Source organism: Streptomyces sp. PA03-5A, assembly GCF_033792725.1.
Classification (GTDB): domain Bacteria; phylum Actinomycetota; class Actinomycetes; order Streptomycetales; family Streptomycetaceae; genus Actinacidiphila.
Window position 1 is genome coordinate 130,358 of record NZ_JARAVL010000001.1, and the last position, 18,431, is coordinate 148,788.

Sequence of the window (18,431 nt, forward strand, 5' to 3'; positions counted from 1 at the left end):
TCAGCGGCCCACCGCGTAACCCTGCATGCCGCGGGGGTTGGCCGCGGAGGACAGGACGCCGGTCTCCGGGTCGCGGGCCACCGCGCACAGGCGGCCCTCGGACCAGGGGGCGGCAACGGTGACGTCGTGGCCGCGGCTGCGGAGCCCGGCGATGACGGACTCCTCGAAGCGGCTCTCCACGGTGAGGCTGCCGGGCCGCATCTCCCGGGGGTGGAAGGAGCTCGGGAAGCTGTCGTTGTGCCAGTTGGGCGCGTCGATGGCGCCCTGGAGGTCGAGGCCGCCGCGGACGGGGGCGCGCAGGACGACGCCCAGGAAGAAGTGCAGCGACCACTGGTCCTGCTGGTCGCCGCCGGGGGTGCCGAAGGCCATCACCGGCACGCCGTCGCGCAGCGCGAGCGACGGGGTGAGCGTGGTGCGCGGACGGCGGCCCGGGGTGAGGGAGTTCGGCAGCCCGGGCTCCAGCCAGGTCATCTGCAGGCGGGTGCCGAGCGGGAAGCCGAGCCCGGGGACCACCGGGTTGGACTGGAGCCAGCCGCCGCTGGGGGTGGCGGCGACCATGTTGCCCCAGCGGTCGACGACGTCGAGGTGGCACGTGTCGCCGCGGGTCGCGCCGTTGTGGGCGACGGTCGGCTCGCCGACGCCCATGGCGTCGAATCCCGTTGCCGCGGCGGCGTCGTGGAGCGGGAAGTGCGGCAGCCGCGGCGTACGGCCGCGCGGGCTGCCGGGGCGCAGCTCGTGGGAAGCCCTCGCCTGGTCGACCAGGGCGCGCCGTGCGTCGTTGTAGGCGGGTGACAGCAGTTCGGCGAGGGGGACGTCGTCCTGGGCGTCGCCGTACCAGGCCTCGCGGTCGGCCATCGCCAGCTTGGTGCCCTCGACCAGGGTGTGCACGTAGTCGACGGAGCCGTACTCCAGTTCCGCGGGATCCGGCGGCAGCAGGGCCAATTGCTGCAGGAAAGCCGGGCCCTGGCTCCACGGTCCCGCCTTGCAGACCGTCCAGCCGTTCCAGTCGAAGGTCACCGGGTCCTCGTGGTGCGCCTCGTACGCGACGAGGTCGTCCCCGGTCAGGGTGGAGGCGTGCCGCTCCCCCGTGGTGTCCATCGCGGGACGGGCGGCGAAGGTGGCCAGCGCCTCGCCGATGAAGCCCTCGCGCCACACCCGCCGGGCCGCCTCGATCTGCGCCTCCCGGTCGCTGCCGGCGGCCTCCGCCTCCCGCAGCAACCGCCGCCAGGTGGCGGCGAGGTCGGGGTTGCGCAGCAGGTCTCCCGGCCGGGGCGGGCGGCCGCCGGCCAGGTACAGCTCGGCCGAGGTCGTCCACTCCGTCTCGAACAGCGCCTGGACCGAGCCGACCGTGGCGCCGACCGCCTCCACCGCGGGGTGGCCGTGCTCGGCGTAACCGATGGCGTAGGAGAGCACGTCCGCGAGCGGCTTCGTGCCGTGGTCGCGCAGCAGCACCATCCAGGCGTCGAACGCACCGGGCACGGCGGCCGCGAGCGGACCGGTGCCGGGGACGAAGTCCAGGCCCAGCGCTCGGTAGTGGTCGACGCTCGCCCCGGCCGGGGCGGGGCCCTGGCCGCAGAGCACGCGCACCGGACCGCCGGCGGGCGCGACGATGATCGGCACCTCGCCCGCGGGCCCGTTGAGGTGCGGCTCCACCACGTGCAGGACGAACCCGGCGGCCACCGCCGCGTCATAGGCGTTGCCGCCGCTCTCCAGCACGGCCATCGCCGACTGCGAGGCGAGCCAGTGCGTGGAGGAGGCCATGCCGAAGGTGCCTTGGAGGGTGGGCCGGGTCGTGAACAATTCCGTACTCCTCGCGCCGGGGGTGCACCTACACTCGCACGATGCCCCACGAGCGCGAACACGTACCCCCAGTCTCCTCCATGGCACGGTCGCTCGCCCGGGTCCCCGGTGTGGTCGCGGTGATGCTGGGCGGCAGCCGGGCGCGCGGAACGCACCGCCCCGACTCCGACTGGGACCTCGGCGTGTACTACCGGGGCGAACCGGACCTGGCGGCGCTCGCCGCGCTCGCCGACGAGGCGACGGGCACACCGGTGGAGATCGCCGGCCCCGGCGGCTGGGGTCCCTGGGTGAACGGCGGGGCGTGGCTGCGCGTCGACGGCGTCCAGGTCGACTGGATCCTGCGGGACCTGGACCGGGTGGGGCGGGTGTGGGACGACTGCCGCGCCGGCCGCTACGAGGTCGGTGTCCAGGCCGGCCATCCGCTGGGCTTCTGGTCCCCCGTGTACGCCGGTGAGGTCGCCCTCGGCCGCGTCCTGGCCGACCCGGCGGGTGAGCTGACCGCGCTGCGCGAGCGGACGCTGGTCTACCCGGAGCCGCTGCGCGAGGCCCTCGTCGGGGCCTCCTGGGAGGCGGACTTCCTGGTCGTGAACGCCCGCAAGTCCGCGGGTGGCGGGGACGTCCTGCACGCCGCCCTGTGCCTTTCACGGGCGGTCGGGGTGCTGACGCAGTCGCTCCACGCCCACCACCGCGTGTGGTGCCTCAACGAGAAGGGCGCCCTCGCCGCCGCGGGCGCCCTCCCCGACACCCCGCCCGGCTTCCGGTCCCGCGCCGAAGCGGTGCTGTCCGGCCTCGGCGACCCGGTCACGGCGGTGGAGGACGCCGCCGCCCTCGTCGCGGACGTCCGCGCGGCGCTGGGCTGACCCCGGGCGGAAACGCGCGGGTCCCGGCGCCGGACGAGCGGATCAACCGATGTTGGTGTGCTGCGCCCAGTCGTTGTGGAAGGTGAACCCGCCGCTCGCCGGCGGCATCGGCGACTGCACCTCGATCCAGCACAGAGGCTCCGTGCCGAGGGCCGCGAATCCGTGCGACGCGCCGACGGGCGCGAAGACGAGGTCGCCGACCCCGGCCAGGTCCTGCTCACCGTCACAGAAGGACCGCGTCTGTCCGGAGATCAGGTAGTAGATCTCCTCGAACGGATGGAAGTGCTCCTTCGCCGTCTTGAGCGGGGCGTTGTCCACCACGCCCGGGGTGAACTGCACGATGAACATCGCGTGGTGGCGCGCCCCGAGGAGGTCGTCCACCATCATGCGGATCTGGACGTTCTGCACGTTCGCCCCGTGGTAGGCGGGCATGGAGATCGACCCGGGCGGCGCCATGTCCGTCTAATCGAAGTGACCGACGTACGGCTTGGCCGGGTCGAGTTCGTCGACGGCCACGCCCTGCGTCGGCACCCGGGTCTCAGGCGCTTCGAACACCCCCCACGTCCCCCTGCCGTCGATGGGGCGCGGCTGGGGAGCGTGCACACGCAACATGCGCACGCGCTGATCCGTGGGGTTGCTCCACGCGTGACCGACGGCGTAGGGCACGAGGCCGAAGTCATGGGGACGCAGGGCGTACCGGTGGTCGGCCACCGCGAGCAGCGGGTTGCCCTCCAGGACGAAGAACGACTCCTCGAACGGGTGCCGGTGACCGATGACCTGGCCACCGGGCTCGAGTTCGACGATCGCGATCGACAAGTGGCTGGCGCCGCTGTCCGGGCCGAGGAAATGCGCCACCCTGACGCCCTTGCCCGGCTCACTCGGGTGCGACTCGACGAACTCAAGGGAGTTCCCCCGGCGGATGCTCAAGGATCGGGGGGCCCGCGAGACCTCTGCTGACTGCTTCATGGTCACCTTTCCCTGCTTGGTCCAGTGGTACGAGACTGTTCACGACCGCTGTTAGTCGAGACAAAATCGCAGGTGAACGCGGGTGTGGCCGGTGGGCGAGCGGCACCCCCGATATACGTTCGCGCCGGGCCGCCAGCCGTCCTACCCTCGGCGCATGGCCAGGCCTCTCGTAGCCGTCCTCAGTGGCGCAGGTATCTCCACCGACTCCGGCATCCCGGACTACCGCGGTCCGAACGGGCTGTGGCGGCGCGATCCGGAGGCGGAGAAGCTCGTGACGTACGAGCACTACATGGCCGATCCCGATGTGCGCCGCAGGTCGTGGCGGATGCGCATGGAGAGCCCGACGCTGGAGGCTCGGCCCAACGCGGGGCATGACGCGATCGTCCGGCTGGAGCGGTCGGGCGTGGCGGTGCGCGTGATCACGCAGAACGTCGACGGGCTGCACCAGATGGCGGGGCTGCCCGAGCGCAAGGTGCTGGAGCTGCACGGCACGGCCCGCACCGTCGTGTGCACGCGGTGCCACGACCGGGCGCCGATGGACCAGGCGCTGGCGCGGGTCCGGGCGGGCGAGCCGGACCCGGCGTGCGGAAAGTGCGGCGGGATCCTGAAGTCGGCGACCGTCATGTTCGGGCAGCGGCTGGATCCGGTGGTGCTGGGCAACGCGATGGCCATCGCCAAGGGCTGCACGGTCTTCATCGCGGTCGGCACCAGCCTGCAGGTGCAGCCTGCGGCGTCGCTCGCCGGGATCGCGGCGGAGCACGGGGCGCGGCTGGTGATCGTCAACGCCGAGCCGACGCCGTACGACGAGATCGCGGACGAGCTGGTGCGCGAGCCGATCGGGAGCTCGCTGCCCGCGCTCCTGGACGGGATCGCCCGCGAGGCCGCCGCGGGGTGACGCGCGTGCCCCCGGACGGATCGTCCGGGGGCACGGCTCAGGGCAGGTTCGCCGCGGCGGTCACCAGCGGTGGTGGACCTGGGCGCGGATGCGCCGGTCGTACAGGTCCCGCACGGCGTCCAGCGTGCTCTGCGGCAGCGGCGGCAGGGCCGCGGCCTCGGCGTTGGCGCGGGCCTGCTCGACGGAGCGGGCGCCGGGGATCACGGTGGTGACGCCGGGCTGCTGGATGATCCAGCGGAGCGCCGTCTGGGCCGGGGTCGCGCCCTGCGGGGAGAGGGCGGTGAACTCGGCGGCGGCCTCCAGGCCGGTCGCGTAGTCGACGCCGGAGAAGGTCTCGCCCTGGTCGAAGGACTCGCCGTGCCGGTTGTAGGTGCGGTGGTCGTCGGCCGGGAAGACCGTGTCCTTGGTGTAGCGGCCGGACAGCAGGCCGGAGGCGAGGGGCACGCGGGCGATGATGCCCACCCCGGCCTCGGCGGCGGCCGGCAGGACCTGCTCCAGAGGCTTGAGGCGGAAGGCGTTGAGGATGATCTGCACGCTCGCGACGCCCGGCCGGGCGATCGCGGTCAGCGCCTCCTCGCAGGTCTCGACGCTGACGGCGTAGGCCGCGATGCGCTCCTCCTCGACGAGGGTGTCGAGGGCGTCGAAGACCGCGTCCGAGGAGTAGACGGCGGTCGGCGGGCAGTGCAGCTGCACCAGGTCGAGGGTGTCGACGCCGAGGTTGGCCCGGGACCGGTCGTTCCAGGCGCGGAAGTTGTCCAGGACGTAGTTCTCGGGGACCTGGGCGACCCGGCGGCCCATCTTCGTGGCGACGAAGATCCCGGCGTCCGGGCGCTCCCGGAGGTAGCGCCCGATCAGCTGCTCGCTGCGTCCGTCGCCGTAGACGTCCGCCGTGTCGAAGAGGGTCACGCCCTCCGCCACGGCCGCGTCCAGGACGGCGAGTGCGTCCTCCTCGCGGACCTCGCCCCAGTCGGCGCCCAGCTGCCAGGTGCCGAGACCCACGACGGACACCTTGCGGCCCGTCCTGCCCAATACGCGCTGCTCCATGCCTTCGATGCTAGTCGCTGCCCCGCCGGCCGCGGCCGACGGGGCGGGCGCTACCGGGCTACCGGGCTACCGGGCTACCGGGCTACCGGGCTACCGGGCTACCGGGCTACCGGCGGGCGGTCCCCTCCAGGTGGCGGCGCACGGCGCGGGCCGCGTGGTGGCCGGACATGCCGTGGACCCCCGGGCCGGGCGGGCTGGCGGAGGAGCAGAGGAAGACCCCGGGGCGCGAGGTGGTGTACGGGTTCCACTGCAGCTTGGGGCGGAAGGCCGTCTGGAGGCCGGCGAAGGCCCCGCTGGCGATGTCACCGCCGACGTAGTTGGCGTTGCGGGCGGCGAGTTCGGCCGGTCCGCTGACCGCCCGGGCAAGGACGAGGTCCCGGAAGCCGGGGGCGAAGCGCTCGATCTGCCGCTCGACGGCCTCGGTGGCGTCGCCCCGAAAGCCGTTGGGCACGTGCCCGTACGCCCAGAAGACGTGCTTGCCCTCGGGCGCCCGCCCGGGGTCGACGACGGTGGGCTGGGCGGTGATGAGGAACGGGGTCTGCGGCGGGCGGCCGCGTACCGCCCGGTTCAGCGCGTCGCCGATCTCGCCGAAGCTCGGCCCGATGTGCACGGTGCCGGCCCGGCGGGCCTCTGCCGCGGTCCAGGGCACGGGGCCGTCCAGGGCGTAGTCGACCTTCCAGACCGCGGGTCCGTAGCGGTAGTTCCGGTACGCGTCGCCGAGCCCGGCGATGCGCGCCAGCGCGGTCGGCGAGGTGTCGAAGACGTACGCGCGCGCCGGCGGCAGCTCGTCGAGCTTGCGGACCATGACGCCGGTGTGGACGGTGCCGCCAAGCAGCCGCAGGTAGGACGCGAGGGCGTCGGCGAGCGACTGCGAGCCGCCGCGCGGGACCGGCCAGCCGACCTCGTGGCCGGAGACGGCGAACATCAGCGCCGTCGCACCGGTGAGCGGGCTGGTCAGCGGGGCGATCGCGTGGGCGGCGAGACCGGCCAGCAGCCCGCGGGCCTTCTCGTCGCGGAACAGCCGGGCGAGCACGGACACCGGCGGCAGCCCGGTCAGCCCGAAGCTCGCGAAGCGCAGCGGGTCGCGGGGCAGTCCCCGCCACTGGGGGCGCAGGAAGTCGTGGGCGAGGGTCTTCCAGCGGCCGACGTACGGGGCCAGGAGCCTGCGGTAGGTGCCCGCGTCGCGCGGTCCGAGCGAGGCGGCGGTCGCGCCGACGGTGCGGTCCAGCACCGCCGCGGTGCCGTCGTCGAAGGGGTGCGCGAGCGGCAGCTCGGGGTGGAGCCACCGCAGGCCGTGGTCGGCGAGCGGCATCGCGTTAAACGCGGGCGAGCCGGCGCCGAGCGGGTGCACGGCCGAGCACGGGTCGTGGCGGAAGCCCGGCAGGGTCAGCTCCTCGGTGCGCGCGCCGCCGCCGACCTGGTCGCCGGCCTCGAAGAGCTCCACGGAGTGCCCGGCGCGGGCGAGTTCGACCGCGGCGGTCAGGCCGTTGGGCCCGGCTCCGACGACGATGACGTCCGTGACGTGTGCCCTGCTCATCGGTCACCTGCCATGAGGTCGACGACCCGTCGCGCGGTCGCCTCGTCGCGCGCCACGGAGAAGGGGAAGGCGTTGCCGCCGCCGATGCGGAAGGGCACGCCCTCCGCGGTGATGCTGGCGCCGCCGGCCTCGGTGACCAGCAGCAGTCCGGCCGCGTGGTCCCAGGGCGACTCCCAGGTGAAGGCGACGGCGTCGATGGCGCCCCGGGCGACCTCCAGGTAGTCCAGCCCTGCGCAGGTGCACTGACGGGACTCGACGCCGTCGGTGCCGAGCCCCTCGAACCGGCGCCGCTCCTGTTCGTCGAGGAAGGCGAACTGCGAGGTGGCGACGGTGAGCGCGGACCCGCCGGAGTCGCGGGCGGTGCGGATCGGCTCGCCGTTGAGCAGGGCGCCCCCGCCGCGTCGGGCGGTGGCCATGAGGGCCAGCCTCGGCACGTACGTCCAGGAGGCGTGGACCTCGCCGCCGCGGGCGAGCGCGACGAGCGTGGCGAACTCGGGCCTGCCCGCGACGAAGTTGGCGGTGCCGTCGACGGGGTCGACGATCCACACCGGGTCGTCCCCGCCGATACGGCGCAGGACGCCCGGGTCGGCGTGCACGGCCTCCTCCCCCACCACGACCGAACCGGGCAGCAACGCCGGCAGTTCCTCGGCGAGCCGCAGCTCCGCCTCGCGGTCGGCGACGGTGACCAGGTCGCCCGGTCCGGTCTTGTGGCTGATGTCGGTTGCGCTCAGCCGGCGCCAGCGCGGCACGACCTCCGCCTCGGCGGTCGCGCGCACCGTGTCCTCGACCGCCTTGAAGAGTGCGTCATCGATCACTCCTCCATCAGACCAGATCGTCCGCGGCGCCGCGCACCCGTGGTGGCTTTGGCGGGTTCACGCCGTCCGTGCGGCGGGGCCCGCCTTCCGCATCAGGGCGCTGTACAGCACGAACGAGCTGACCAGGCCGACCGGCCAGCCGTAGTCCGCGAGCGGCTTCAGCAGCGGGATCAGGCCGTCGACGGGAAACGGGCCCTGCTTGCGGCCGTCGGCGTCGACGGTGGAGTACGAGCCGCCGACCGCCAGCAGGCCGCCCACGACGAGGGCGAGCACCGCCCGCCAGTTCCAGCCGCGGTGGTACCAGTAACGGCCGCCACCTGCCTCGTACAGCTCGGGCAGCGCCAAGTGGGTGCGCCGGACGACCCAGTAGTCGGCGATGAGGACGCCGGCCACGGTGCCGAGGACACCTCCGACCACGCCCAGCCAGGTGAAGATGTACAGCTCGGGGGTGGAGGTCAGTTTCCAGGGGAAGATCAGCACCCCCACGACGCCGGTGATCAGCGCGCCGGTGCGGAAGTCGACGTGCCGGGGCGCGAGGTTGGACAGGTCGTACGCCGGGGAGACCACGTTGGCCGCGATGTTGACGCTGATGGTGGCCACCAGCACCGTGACCAGGGCGTACAGCAGGCCGATGACGTTGTCGGTCTTGCCGGCCAGTTCGACCGGGTCCCAGATGGCCTCGCCATAGACCGCCTGGGAGCCGGAGGTGACCAGCACCGACAGGACGGCGAAGAAGGTCATCGTGGTCGGCAGCCCGAGCGACTGGCCCCAGACCTGGGCGCGCTGCCCGGCCCCGAAACGGGTGAAGTCGGGGATGTTGAGGGAGAGGGTCGACCAGAAGCCGATCATGCCCATGAGGGCGGGGAAGAAGACCTTCCAGAAGTCCCCGCCCCAGCCGAGGGCGGAGGGCTGGTCCAGCAGGTGGCCGAGGCCGCCCGCCTTGTTGGTGATCCAGACCAGCAGGACGACGGCGCCGACGAGGACGAAGGGCGCGGCCCAGTTCTCGAAGCGGCGGAGCGTCTCCATGCCCCGGTAGATGATCGCGAGTTCCAGCGCCCAGAAGGCGAGGAAGCAGACCCACAGCGTCCACGGGTAGCCCGCCACGTGCGCGGCGCCCGCCCAGCCGCCCCAGATCTTGCCGAGGAGGACGAAGATGCCCTGGCCGCCGATCCAGGTCTGGATGCCGAACCAGGCGCAGGCCACGGCGGCGCGCAGCATCGCCGGGAGGTTGGCCCCGCGCACCCCGAAGGAGGAACGGGCCAGCACCGGGAAGGGGATGCCGTACTTGGGGCCCGCGTGGCCGGTGAGCAGCATCGGCGCGAGCACGATGACGTTGGCCAGGGCGATGGTGAACACCGCCTGCTTCCAGTCCATGCCGAGGGCCACCAGGCCGGAGGCGAGCGTCCACGACGGGATGTTGTGCGCCATCCCGATCCACAGCGCGGTGAAGTTGTAGGTGGTCCAGTGCCGTTTGGCGACGGGGATCGGCAGCAGGTCCTCGTTGGCGTACGGACCGTGCGGCACGGCCGCGTCGAGGCGGAGCTCGACGCGGCCGTCGGGGTGCGTGATCTGGTCGGGCGGCGTGGGGGCCGGCATGGGTGCGCTGCTCCCCCCTCAGCCGCGCAGTGCGGGGATGACGGTGGAGCCGTAGGCGTCGATGGTGGACTCCTTGGCGTCGTGCATGTCGTAGACCGCGAACTGGTCGACGCCGAGGGCCTTCAGGGCGCGCAGCTTCTCGATGTGCCGCTCGGCGGTGCCCAGGAGGCAGAAGCGGTCGACGATCTCGTCGGGCACGAACGTGGTGTCGGGGTTCCCCGAACGGCCGTGGTGGGAGTAGTCGTACCCCTGACGGGCCTTGATGTAGTCGGTGAGTTCGTCGGGCACGGAGGCGGAGTGTTCGCCGTACCGGGCCACCAGGTCGGCGACGTGGTTGCCGACCATGCCGCCGAACCAGCGGCACTGCTCGCGGGCGTGGGCCAGCGCCTGCGGGGAGTCGTCCTCGGTGACGTAGGCGGGGGCCGCCACGCAGACCTTGACCTGCGAGGGGTCCCGGCCGGCGGCGACCGCGGCGTCCCTGACCGACTTGACCATCCACTCGGTCAGGTAGACGTCGGCGAGCTGCAGGATGAACCCGTCCGCCTTCGCCCCGGCGATCGCCAGCGCCTTCGGCCCGTACGCCGCCATCCACACCGGCAGTTGCGCCCCCTCCTTGATCCAGGGGATGCGGATGACGGTGCCGCCGAGGTCGGCCTCGCGGCCCTCGGCGAGATCGCGGATGACGTGCATCGCCTCCTCGATGCGGGCGAGGGTGTTGGGCTTGCGGCCCGCCACACGCATCGCCGAGTCGCCCCGGCCGATGCCGCAGATCGTCCGGTTGCCGAACATCTCGTTCAGCGTGGCGAAGGTGGACGCGGTCACCTCCCAGGTACGGGTGCCCGGATTGGTGACCATGGAGCCGACGACCATCCGCTCCGTCCGCGCGAGGATCTGGCTGTAGATGACGAACGGCTCCTGCCACAGCACCGTGGAGTCGAAGGTCCAGCCGTGGGTGAAGCCGTTGCGCTCGGCGCGCCGCATCAGCTCCACGACCTCCGAGGCGGGCGGGTCCGTCTGCAGGACGAGTCCGAAGTCCATGGGTCCACGCGCCTTTCTCAGATGAGGTACTGGCAGGTTCCGCGCGGGGTGTACTGGCCGTGGCCCGCCCGTCCGACGTACTCCCGGCCGTCGATGACGGGCTCGCCGCGGGAGAGCACGGTGTCGACCCGGCCGGTGATCCGCCGGCCCTCGTAGGCCGAGTAGTCGACGTTCATGTGGTGGGTGGAGGCGGACATGACCTGCTCCGCGTCGGGGTCGTAGATGACGATGTCGGCGTCCGCGCCCGGCGCGATGGTGCCCTTGCGCGGGTACAGCCCGAACATCCGCGCCGGGGTCGCGCAGGCGATCTCGATCCACCGGCGCCGGCTGATGTGCCCGTCCACCACCGCCTGATGGAGCAGGTCCATCCGGTTCTCCACCCCCGGCAGACCGTTGGGGATCTTCGAGAAGTCACCCCGGCCCAGTTCCTTCTGCCCCACGAAGCAGAACGGGCAGTGGTCCGTGGACACCACCTGCAGGTCGTTGGTCCGCAGGGCCCGCCAGAGCACCGCCTGGTGCTCCTTCGGGCGCAACGGCGTCGAGCAGACGTACTTGGCGCCCTCGAAGTCCGGCTCCGCCATGTTGTCCGTGGACAGGAACAGGTACTGCGGGCACGTCTCCCCGAAGACGTTCAGCCCCTCGTCCCTGGCGAGGGCGATCTGCTCGACGGCCTGCTGCGCGGAGACGTGGACGACGTAGAGCGGGGAGCCCGCGACCTGGGCCAGCCGGATCGCGCGGTGGGTCGCCTCGGCCTCGAGGAGGGCGTGGCGCACCTCGCCGTGGTAGCGGGGGTCGGTCTTGCCCGCGGCCAGCGCCTGCTCGACGAGCACGTCGATGGCGATGCCGTTCTCCGCGTGCATCATGATCAGGCCGCCGTTGTCGGCACCGCGCTGCATGGCCCGCAGGATCTTGCCGTCGTCGCTGTAGAAGACACCGGGGTAGGCCATGAACAGCTTGAAGCTGGTGACGCCCTCCTCGACGAGGATGTCCATCTCCTTGAGGGTGTCCTCGTTCACGTCGGAGAGGATCATGTGGAAGCCGTAGTCGACGGCGCACTGGGCGTCGGCCTTGGCGTGCCAGGTGTCGAGTCCGGCACGCAGCGACTCGCCCACCGACTGGACGGCGAAGTCCACGATCGTCGTCGTACCGCCCCAAGCGGCGGCCCGGGTGCCGGTCTCGAAGGTGTCCGAGGCGTGGGTACCGCCGAAGGGCAGCTCCATGTGGGTGTGGGCGTCGACACCGCCCGGGATGACGTACTTCCCGGTCGCGTCGATGACGCGGTCGGCGGACGCGGTCCAGCCCTGCGCCGCGTCGGAGTCGTGCGACGCGAGGGCGGCGACCCTGCCCCCCTCGACGAGGACGTCGGCGTGGACCTCCTCCGCGGCGGTGACGACCAGTCCGCCCCGGATGACGATGCGGCTCATGCTCCCACTCCTTCCACTGGCTGAGGGCGGGGTCCCCGGAAACCTCGATGCCATGTCGGAAAGGCTCTACGCACGTAGACCCCGCCATGGTGGAAAACGTATGACCGGTCACCCACGGTGGCAATACCGCTGCTCCCCATCGGCGGGGGCGCTCGCTCCTCCTCCGCACCCCCGTACGGCGAACGCTCACAATATGCCATGAACCGGGCGTGCGGGTCTGTAGGCGACGAGGTGCGAAATCGCGTTGCCCCGGCCGCGGCGGCACGGCGACCATGGCAGGATGGAGGATCCCGCATGCGGCTGAGGCTGCGTCACTTCCGCCCGCGTACCGGCCCGGTGGAGCCCCGCGTCGTGCAGACCTGGCATCCCCCGCGTCACACGGCGCTCACCGACCCCGCCGCGCACGGCTTCCCGGTCGGCGACCACGCAGGGCTCTCGACGCCGGCCGGACTGTTCTCCCTCGCGGTCCACGTCCCGCTGCGCGACGGCCGCGGCGACCTCGTCCTGGTCCACCACTCGGCGGGCCTGCGGGTGAGCCGGTGGCCCCGGCTGCGCCACCGGCTGACGGGCGGGGTGCCACTGACGGTCCGCACGGACGAGGCGCGCACGGCGCGCGACGCCGACGCATGGTGGCGGCCGTTTCGTCACGCGGACTCCCGCGACCGGCTGCGGCCGGTCGGCCACGCGTGGACGCTGTTCCTCGTCGGCGGCCGCGGCACGTTCTCCTTCGCCGCCACGCAGTTGGCGTGGGCGGCCGGTCAGGGGCCACGTCAGAAGGGCGTGGTGAAGGGGCACATGGCCCTGGTCGAGCAGTTCACCCCGGCGCTGGAGCCCGGAGGCCGGCGACGCGGGCCCGAGCTCGACGTCGCCTTCGAGGCGTACCCGCCGTGCGCCCACTTCCGCAGACCGGGCCGTCCGCGACGCCGGGCCGACGCCCCGTCACCCTCGCCCGTCGCCGCACCGCGGGTGGGGCGCCCATGAGGCTCGCGACGTTCAACGTGCTGCACGGCCTGCCGATCAGGGACGGCGGACCGGCCCCCTTCCCCGGCGGTGCTGCCGCCGGGGAGCCGCTCGCCCGCGCCGTCGCGTCCCTGAACGCCGACGTCCTCGCGCTGCAGGAGCTCGACCGCTTCCAGGAGCGGTCCGGCCGGGTCGACCAGGCCGCGGCCGCCGCCGCGGCGTCGGGCGCCCGGGACTGGCGCTACGCGTCGGCGGTCCACGGCCGCTCGGTGCCCGGCACCGGGTGGGTGCCCGATCCGGCCGTACCCGGGATGCGGGTGTCCGGGCCCAAGGACACGGACCGGGGCGAGGGCCCGCCGTCGCACGGGATCGCCCTGGCGACCCGGCTCCCCGTACGGGAATGGCGGGCCCGGCGGCTGTCCCCCTCGCCCGTGGGCATGCCCCTGCGGGTGCCCGGGCTCGCCGGGCTCCGGATGACGGCCGACCAGCCGCGCTGCGCGCTGGCCGCCGTCCTGGAGGGCGCCCGCGGCCCGTTCACGGTGGTCGCCGTGCACCTGTCGTTCGTCCCCGGCTGGAACGTGGGCCAGTTGACCGCGGTCCGCCGCTGGATCGCCGGTCTGCCCCGGCCCCATCTGCTGCTGGGCGACCTCAACCTGGTGGGCCCGGTGCCCTCACTGGCGCTGGGCGGGGCCTGGCGGGCGCTGGCCCGTACGCGCACCTACCCCTCGCACCGTCCCGTGGTGCAGTTCGACCACGTGCTGGCGGCGGGGGTCGGGCGGGCCGCCGTGCGCTCGGCGTGGGCGCCGGCCGTGCCGGTCTCCGACCACCGGCCGCTCGTCGTCGACCTGAAGCTCTGACCGCGGCGGCGCGGGCCGGGGCCCGTGGCCCCGGCCTTGTGGCGTACCGTCAGGCCGGGCCGTCGCCCAGCTCGCTCTGCGCCTGCTTGAGCGCGGACTCCAGGATCGAGGCGCCTTCCTCCGCTTCGGCGACGGTCAGCGAGAGCGGCGGCGCGATGCGCAGCGCGTCGCCGGCCCGCCCGCCCTTGCCGATCAGCAGGCCCCCCTCGCGGGCCGCTTCGAGGACCACGCCCGCCGCGGCCGGCGAGGCCAGCTCGACGCCGAGCATCAGTCCGCGGCCGCGCACCTCCCGGACCACCGGGAGCCCGGCGGAGATGGCCTCAAGCCGCGACTTGAGCAGGCCGCCCACGCGCCGTGCGTTGCCCTGCAGGTCGTGGTCGAGGAGGTACTGGAGGTTGGCCAGCGCGCCGGCCGTGGTGATGGGGCTGCCGCCGAACGTGGAGATGGAGTTGGCGGTGAGGCAGTTCATCACCTCGGCGCGGGCGACGACTCCTCCCATGGACAGGCCGTTGCCGACGCCCTTGGCGAAGGTCAGGACGTCCGGCGGGCCGGAGCCCTCGTGCGCCTGCCAGCCCCAGAAGTGCTCACCGGTGCGGCCCCAGCCGGTCTGCACCTCGTCGGTGATCCACAGGATGCCGTGCCGGTCGAGGACCTCCTTGAAGGCCGCCAGCAGCCCGTCCGGGCCCGAGGTGAAGCCCCCGACGCCCTGGATCGGCTCGGCGATCAGGGCGGCGACCTGGCCGTTGGCCTGGCCGAGCATGTCCTCCAGGTCCGTCACGCACGCGGCCGTGAACTCGGCGTCGGACAGGTGCGCGTACGGGCCGCGGTGCCGGACGCCCCCGTGCACGTACAGCGTCTGCAGCGGCGACAGGCTCGTCGGCGACCAGGAGGTGTTGCCGGTGATGCCGATCGCCGAGAAGGAGCGGCCGTGGTAGCTGTTGCGCAGCGCCAGGATCTGGTTGGACCTGCGGTACGTGGTGGCGAGCAGCAGCGCGGTGTCGTTCGCCTCCGTGCCGGAGGTGGTGAAGAAGACCCGGGCGTCCGGGATGCCCGACAGACGGGCGATGCGCTCGGCGAGGTCGACCGCATGGGAGCTCAGGTAGAGCGTGGAGGAGTGCAGGATCCTCCCGGCCTGCTCGCGGACCGCGGCGGTGACCTCGGGCAGGGCGTGCGCGGTCATGGTGGTGAGGATGCCGCCGAAGAAGTCCAGGTACTGCCGGCCTTCGGCGTCCCAGACGTGGCGGCCCTCGCCGTGGGTGATCTCGATCGGCTCCCGGTAGTACGTAGCCAGCCACTGCGGCATCACGGCCTGGTGGCGGGAGTGGAGCGCGGCGTGCGGGTTCTCGGTGATGGTCATGGACGTGTTCACGCCTCCGTCAGGGTGCCGTAGGCGTCAGGGCGGCGGTCCCGGTAGAAGGCCCACTGCTGGCGCACCGCGGGGATCAGGTCGAGGTCCAGGTCGCGCACGATCAGTTGCTCCTCCTTGTCGGAGGCGACGTCGCCCACGAACTGGCCGCGCGGGTCGACGAAGTAGGACGTGCCGTAGAAGTCGTTGTCGCCGTAGTCCGGTTCCTGGCCGACCCGGTTGATGGCGGCGACGAAGTACTCGTTGGCGACGGCCGCGGCCGGCTGCTCCAGCTGCCACAGGTACGAGGAGAGCCCGCGGTGCGTCGCCGAGGGGTTGTAGACCAGTTGCGCGCCGGCGAGGCCGAGTGCCCGCCAGCCCTCGGGGAAGTGGCGGTCGTAGCAGATGTAGACGCCGACCTTGCCGACGGCCGTGTCGAAGACCGGCCAGCCCAGGTTGCCGGGCTTGAAGTAGTACTTCTCCCAGAAGCCCTTGACCTGCGGGATGTGGTGCTTGCGGTACTTGCCGAGGTAGCTGCCGTCGGCGTCGATCACGGCGGCGGTGTTGTAGTAGAAGCCGTCCTGCTCGATCTCGTAGACCGGCACCACCATCACCATGCCCGTCTCCTGGGCGAGCGCCTGCATGCGCTGCACGGTCGGGCCGTCCGGCACCCGCTCGGCCCACCGGTAGTTCTCGGCCTCCTGCACCTGGCAGAAGTACGGGGAGTTGAACACCTCCTGGAAGCCGATCACCTGGGCTCCCCGCGCGGCCGCCTCGCGGGCGTGCTCCTCGTGCTTAGCGATCATCGACTCGGTGTCACCGGTCCACGTCGCCTGGACGAGCGCGGCGCGTACGACATTGGGCATGACAGCTCCTTTGACGCGAGGTCACGCCGGAACGGCGGGCTGGTCTACGCACGTAGATCCGGCGCTGGGACGAACGTAAGAGCCCACAGCCCACTGTGGCAATACCGGCGCCGTTACTCAACGAAGCCGATCAGATTTCGCGGCCGGGCAGACCCGCTCGGCGCAGTGCGGCGGCCACGTCGCGGCGCTTGGACACCGACACCAGACCCGCCGCGTCCAGGAGCGGGCCGACGAGCCCGGCGCCCTCGTGGGCGATGCCGGCGGCCGTCTCCGGGCTGCGGGCGCGCACGAGGGCGACCAGCAGGCTCAGCGCCGCGTCCCGGTGGCCGGCGTCGAGGAGGGCCCCGGCGGTCGCGGCGATCTCGGCGGCGGGCCGGGCGGCCGCCTGGTGCAGCAGGGTCCTGCAGTCGTCACCGCGGCCGGCCGAGTCCAGGGCAATCGCGGCGGCCGCGAGACGGTGCGGGGGCTGCGCGGCCAGCTCCCACAGCAGGGTGGCCACGTCGGCGGCCAGTCCCGAGCGCTCCAGCGCGGCCGCGAGCTCGGGAGCGTCCTCGGGCGGGCCTGCGACGGCCTCGCTCATCAGCACGTACGCCTCGCCGGTGCGGCCGGTGCGGCGCAGCTCCGCCATGCGTGCCGCGGTCGCCCGCGCGGCCTCCCTGCGGACGTGCGCCTCCCGGACGTCGGTGTGCCCGTGCGCGGCCTCGCGGGCGTGGGGGGTGTCCTGGCCCGCCGCGCCGGCGAAGCGCGCCCCGCGGGGGCCGGGGGCGGCGCCGTCCTCCGGTGCCACCACGGGCGGCACGACCGGCGGCACGACCACCTCGGCCTCGGGCGCCCCGGCGAAGCGGGCCCCGCCGTACCGTGCTCCGCCGCGCGGGCGTTCCTTGCTCGCACGCCCGGAGGGCCGGTGGTCCGTCCGGGCCTGCGCGGGGGTGCCGTCGCCGGGCGCGGGTGCGGGTGCGGGTGCGGCGGCCTGGCCGGCGTCGGGCGGGTACGGGGGCGTGGCCGGGGCGCGGGGCGTCGGCACCCGGGGGAGCCGGTCCGCCTCCGGGCGGAACCACCCGTCGGGCACGGCGGGGCGGGAGCGGACCGCGTCGAGGCGCGCCTGCACCTCCGCGCAGCGCGCGACGGCCCGTTCGCGGTCGTCGCGGGCCCAGGCAAGCTCGTTGCCCAGACGCTCCGCCTCCGCGGGGGTGGGGGCGCCGCGCAGCGCGGCGGCGACGTCACGCTCGTGCAGCACCGCGTACTGGCGTTCCCGGAGTAAGACGTCCAGCCGTGAACTCAGCGCCGCCTCCCCGCCCGGTACGGCGTCGTGGGCGGCGACGGCGGCAGCATGCAGCCTGCGGGCGCGCTGGGCCGCCTCCTGCGCCGGATGGGTGCCACGGGCGGTGGCGACGTCCTGGAGGAGGGCGAGGACGACGTCCCACGGCGGGACGTCGGTGCCGTCGAGCCAGGCCCGTACGCCGTCGGGATCACGTTCGGCGAAGACCGCGTACCAGCCGGGCGTGTCGCCCGCCGCGCCGACGAGCCCCCGGAGGTACCCGGCGAACTCGCCTACCTGCTCGATGGCCTGGCTGTGCGCCCCGCGCTCCACTGTCGCTCCTCCCTGTCCGCCGCCTGGCGGCGGAAGCGTGTGGTCCGCACGGCATTCGACACCCGCTGTGTTACGGCGGTGCTACGGAGAGTTTTCACGGAAGGGGCAGAGGCTGCACGGGCGCCCGGGCCCCGCGCGGAGGCACGGCGGCGCGCCCCCGGCCGGGGCCGCCGCCGGAGGCGTCCCCCGGCCCTCAGGACCCGGCCGCCTCCGGGTGGTGACGACGGTAATGCCGGGCGACACGGGCCCGGTTGCCGCAGGACGGCTTGCACCACTCCTGACGGCCGTGGGACTTGACGAAGTACCGGACGCACCGGGGCGCGGTGCAGGCACGCAGCCGTTCCCGCTCGGGTCCGGCCAGGAAGTCGACGGCCGCGCGGGCCAGTTCGGCGACGATCCGGGCGGCGGGGTCGTCGCGCTCCGCCCCGGGCACGAGACGGGCCACGGGAGCCTGCTCCGCCTCCCACACGAGCCGGGGGACGACGGGGACCCGAGCCGCGGCGGCGTTGAGGTGGGCGAGGGCCTCCTCCGCGGGCATCAGACGCCGGGCGTCGGCGGAGCTGGACGGCCCGGGCGCCACGGCGCGGGCGAACAGGGCCCGGACGGCACGGCGGAGTGCGAGGACGTCGGCGAGGGCGGCATCGTCGGCGGTGAAGCCGCCGGACCCGGGAAGGTGTTCGCGGACCCACGCCGTCAGCGCGGAGGGGTCGCAGAGGTCGTCGGCGACCCCTCCGTCGCCGTCGTGCCGGATGGTGCTCACCAGTTCCAGGGCCAGGTAGCGCTCCACGGCGCCCCTCCTCTTGATCGTCCGCCCGCCGCACCCTACCGTTCTAATGT

The 18,431-nt window shown here is 73.5% G+C and carries 17 protein-coding genes; 4 read left to right on the forward strand and 13 right to left on the reverse strand.

The window, feature by feature from the left end; all coding sequences use genetic code 11:
• On the reverse strand, positions 1 to 1,800 hold the full coding sequence (locus tag PV410_RS00595) for a gamma-glutamyltransferase family protein (protein ID WP_500321583.1): 1,800 nt from the start codon (positions 1,798 to 1,800) through the stop codon (positions 1 to 3).
• Between the two features lie 41 nt (positions 1,801 to 1,841).
• On the opposite strand from PV410_RS00595, the gene PV410_RS00600 reads away from it, so the two are divergent.
• The gene (locus tag PV410_RS00600; protein WP_500321584.1) at positions 1,842 to 2,660 is read left to right on the forward strand and encodes a nucleotidyltransferase domain-containing protein; all 819 of its coding nucleotides are present in this window, start codon (positions 1,842 to 1,844) and stop codon (positions 2,658 to 2,660) included.
• Positions 2,661 to 2,702: 42 nt separating this feature from the next.
• Here the strand turns inward: PV410_RS00600 and PV410_RS00605 are convergent, their stop codons facing one another.
• Together PV410_RS00605 and PV410_RS00610 are read right to left on the reverse strand one after the other, a co-directional pair.
• A complete protein-coding gene (locus PV410_RS00605) occupies positions 2,703 to 3,116 on the reverse strand; it encodes a cupin domain-containing protein (protein WP_500321585.1) in 414 nt (137 codons plus the stop codon).
• A 6-nt stretch (positions 3,117 to 3,122) separates the two neighbouring features.
• Positions 3,123 to 3,626, reverse strand: coding sequence for a cupin domain-containing protein (locus PV410_RS00610; RefSeq protein WP_500321586.1), 504 nt, complete (start codon positions 3,624 to 3,626; stop codon positions 3,123 to 3,125).
• A 154-nt stretch (positions 3,627 to 3,780) separates the two neighbouring features.
• Between PV410_RS00610 and PV410_RS00615 the strand changes: the two genes are divergently transcribed.
• Positions 3,781 to 4,521: an SIR2 family NAD-dependent protein deacylase gene (locus PV410_RS00615; protein WP_500321587.1), complete on the forward strand. Its 741-nt coding sequence runs from the start codon at positions 3,781 to 3,783 to the stop codon at positions 4,519 to 4,521.
• Positions 4,522 to 4,581: 60 nt separating this feature from the next.
• On the opposite strand, the gene PV410_RS00620 is transcribed toward PV410_RS00615, so the two are convergent.
• From PV410_RS00620 to hydA, 6 genes are all read right to left on the reverse strand, one after another.
• Complete coding sequence (locus PV410_RS00620; protein WP_500321588.1) at positions 4,582 to 5,565, reverse strand: aldo/keto reductase; 984 nt, start codon at positions 5,563 to 5,565, stop codon at positions 4,582 to 4,584.
• A gap of 106 nt (positions 5,566 to 5,671) precedes the next feature.
• Positions 5,672 to 7,102, reverse strand: coding sequence for a phytoene desaturase family protein (locus PV410_RS00625; RefSeq protein WP_500321589.1), 1,431 nt, complete (start codon positions 7,100 to 7,102; stop codon positions 5,672 to 5,674).
• Positions 7,099 to 7,917 (reverse strand): inositol monophosphatase family protein, encoded by an 819-nt coding sequence (locus tag PV410_RS00630; RefSeq protein ID WP_500321590.1) that lies wholly within the window; start codon positions 7,915 to 7,917, stop codon positions 7,099 to 7,101. The genes PV410_RS00625 and PV410_RS00630 overlap by 4 nt, the downstream gene beginning before the upstream one ends.
• 57 nt (positions 7,918 to 7,974) lie before the next feature.
• Entirely contained in the window at positions 7,975 to 9,513 is a 1,539-nt protein-coding gene (locus PV410_RS00635; protein ID WP_500321591.1) for an NCS1 family nucleobase:cation symporter-1, read from the reverse strand.
• 18 nt (positions 9,514 to 9,531) lie between these two features.
• Positions 9,532 to 10,551, reverse strand: a complete 1,020-nt coding sequence (locus PV410_RS00640; RefSeq protein WP_500321592.1) for a TIGR03842 family LLM class F420-dependent oxidoreductase — start codon at positions 10,549 to 10,551, stop codon at positions 9,532 to 9,534.
• 17 nt (positions 10,552 to 10,568) lie between these two features.
• On the reverse strand, positions 10,569 to 11,975 hold the full coding sequence (hydA, locus tag PV410_RS00645; RefSeq protein ID WP_500321593.1) for a dihydropyrimidinase: 1,407 nt from the start codon (positions 11,973 to 11,975) through the stop codon (positions 10,569 to 10,571).
• Positions 11,976 to 12,269: 294 nt separating this feature from the next.
• On the opposite strand from hydA, the gene PV410_RS00650 reads away from it, so the two are divergent.
• Both PV410_RS00650 and PV410_RS00655 read left to right on the forward strand, forming a co-directional pair.
• A complete protein-coding gene (locus PV410_RS00650; protein WP_500321594.1) occupies positions 12,270 to 12,956 on the forward strand; it encodes a hypothetical protein in 687 nt (228 codons plus the stop codon).
• A complete protein-coding gene (locus PV410_RS00655) occupies positions 12,953 to 13,792 on the forward strand; it encodes an endonuclease/exonuclease/phosphatase family protein (RefSeq protein WP_500321595.1) in 840 nt (279 codons plus the stop codon). Before PV410_RS00650 ends, PV410_RS00655 begins: the two co-directional genes overlap by 4 nt.
• A 49-nt stretch (positions 13,793 to 13,841) precedes the next feature.
• On the opposite strand, the gene PV410_RS00660 is transcribed toward PV410_RS00655, so the two are convergent.
• The 4 genes from PV410_RS00660 to PV410_RS00675 form a co-directional block, all read right to left on the reverse strand.
• Entirely contained in the window at positions 13,842 to 15,149 is a 1,308-nt protein-coding gene (locus tag PV410_RS00660) for an aspartate aminotransferase family protein (protein WP_500321596.1), read from the reverse strand.
• Between the two features lie 8 nt (positions 15,150 to 15,157).
• Complete coding sequence (locus PV410_RS00665) at positions 15,158 to 16,003, reverse strand: nitrilase-related carbon-nitrogen hydrolase (RefSeq protein WP_500321597.1); 846 nt, start codon at positions 16,001 to 16,003, stop codon at positions 15,158 to 15,160.
• Positions 16,004 to 16,133: 130 nt separating this feature from the next.
• Positions 16,134 to 17,594, reverse strand: coding sequence for a hypothetical protein (locus PV410_RS00670; protein WP_500321598.1), 1,461 nt, complete (start codon positions 17,592 to 17,594; stop codon positions 16,134 to 16,136).
• Between the two features lie 193 nt (positions 17,595 to 17,787).
• Positions 17,788 to 18,381 (reverse strand): CGNR zinc finger domain-containing protein, encoded by a 594-nt coding sequence (locus PV410_RS00675; RefSeq protein ID WP_500321599.1) that lies wholly within the window; start codon positions 18,379 to 18,381, stop codon positions 17,788 to 17,790.
• Positions 18,382 to 18,431: the final 50 nt, after the last annotated feature.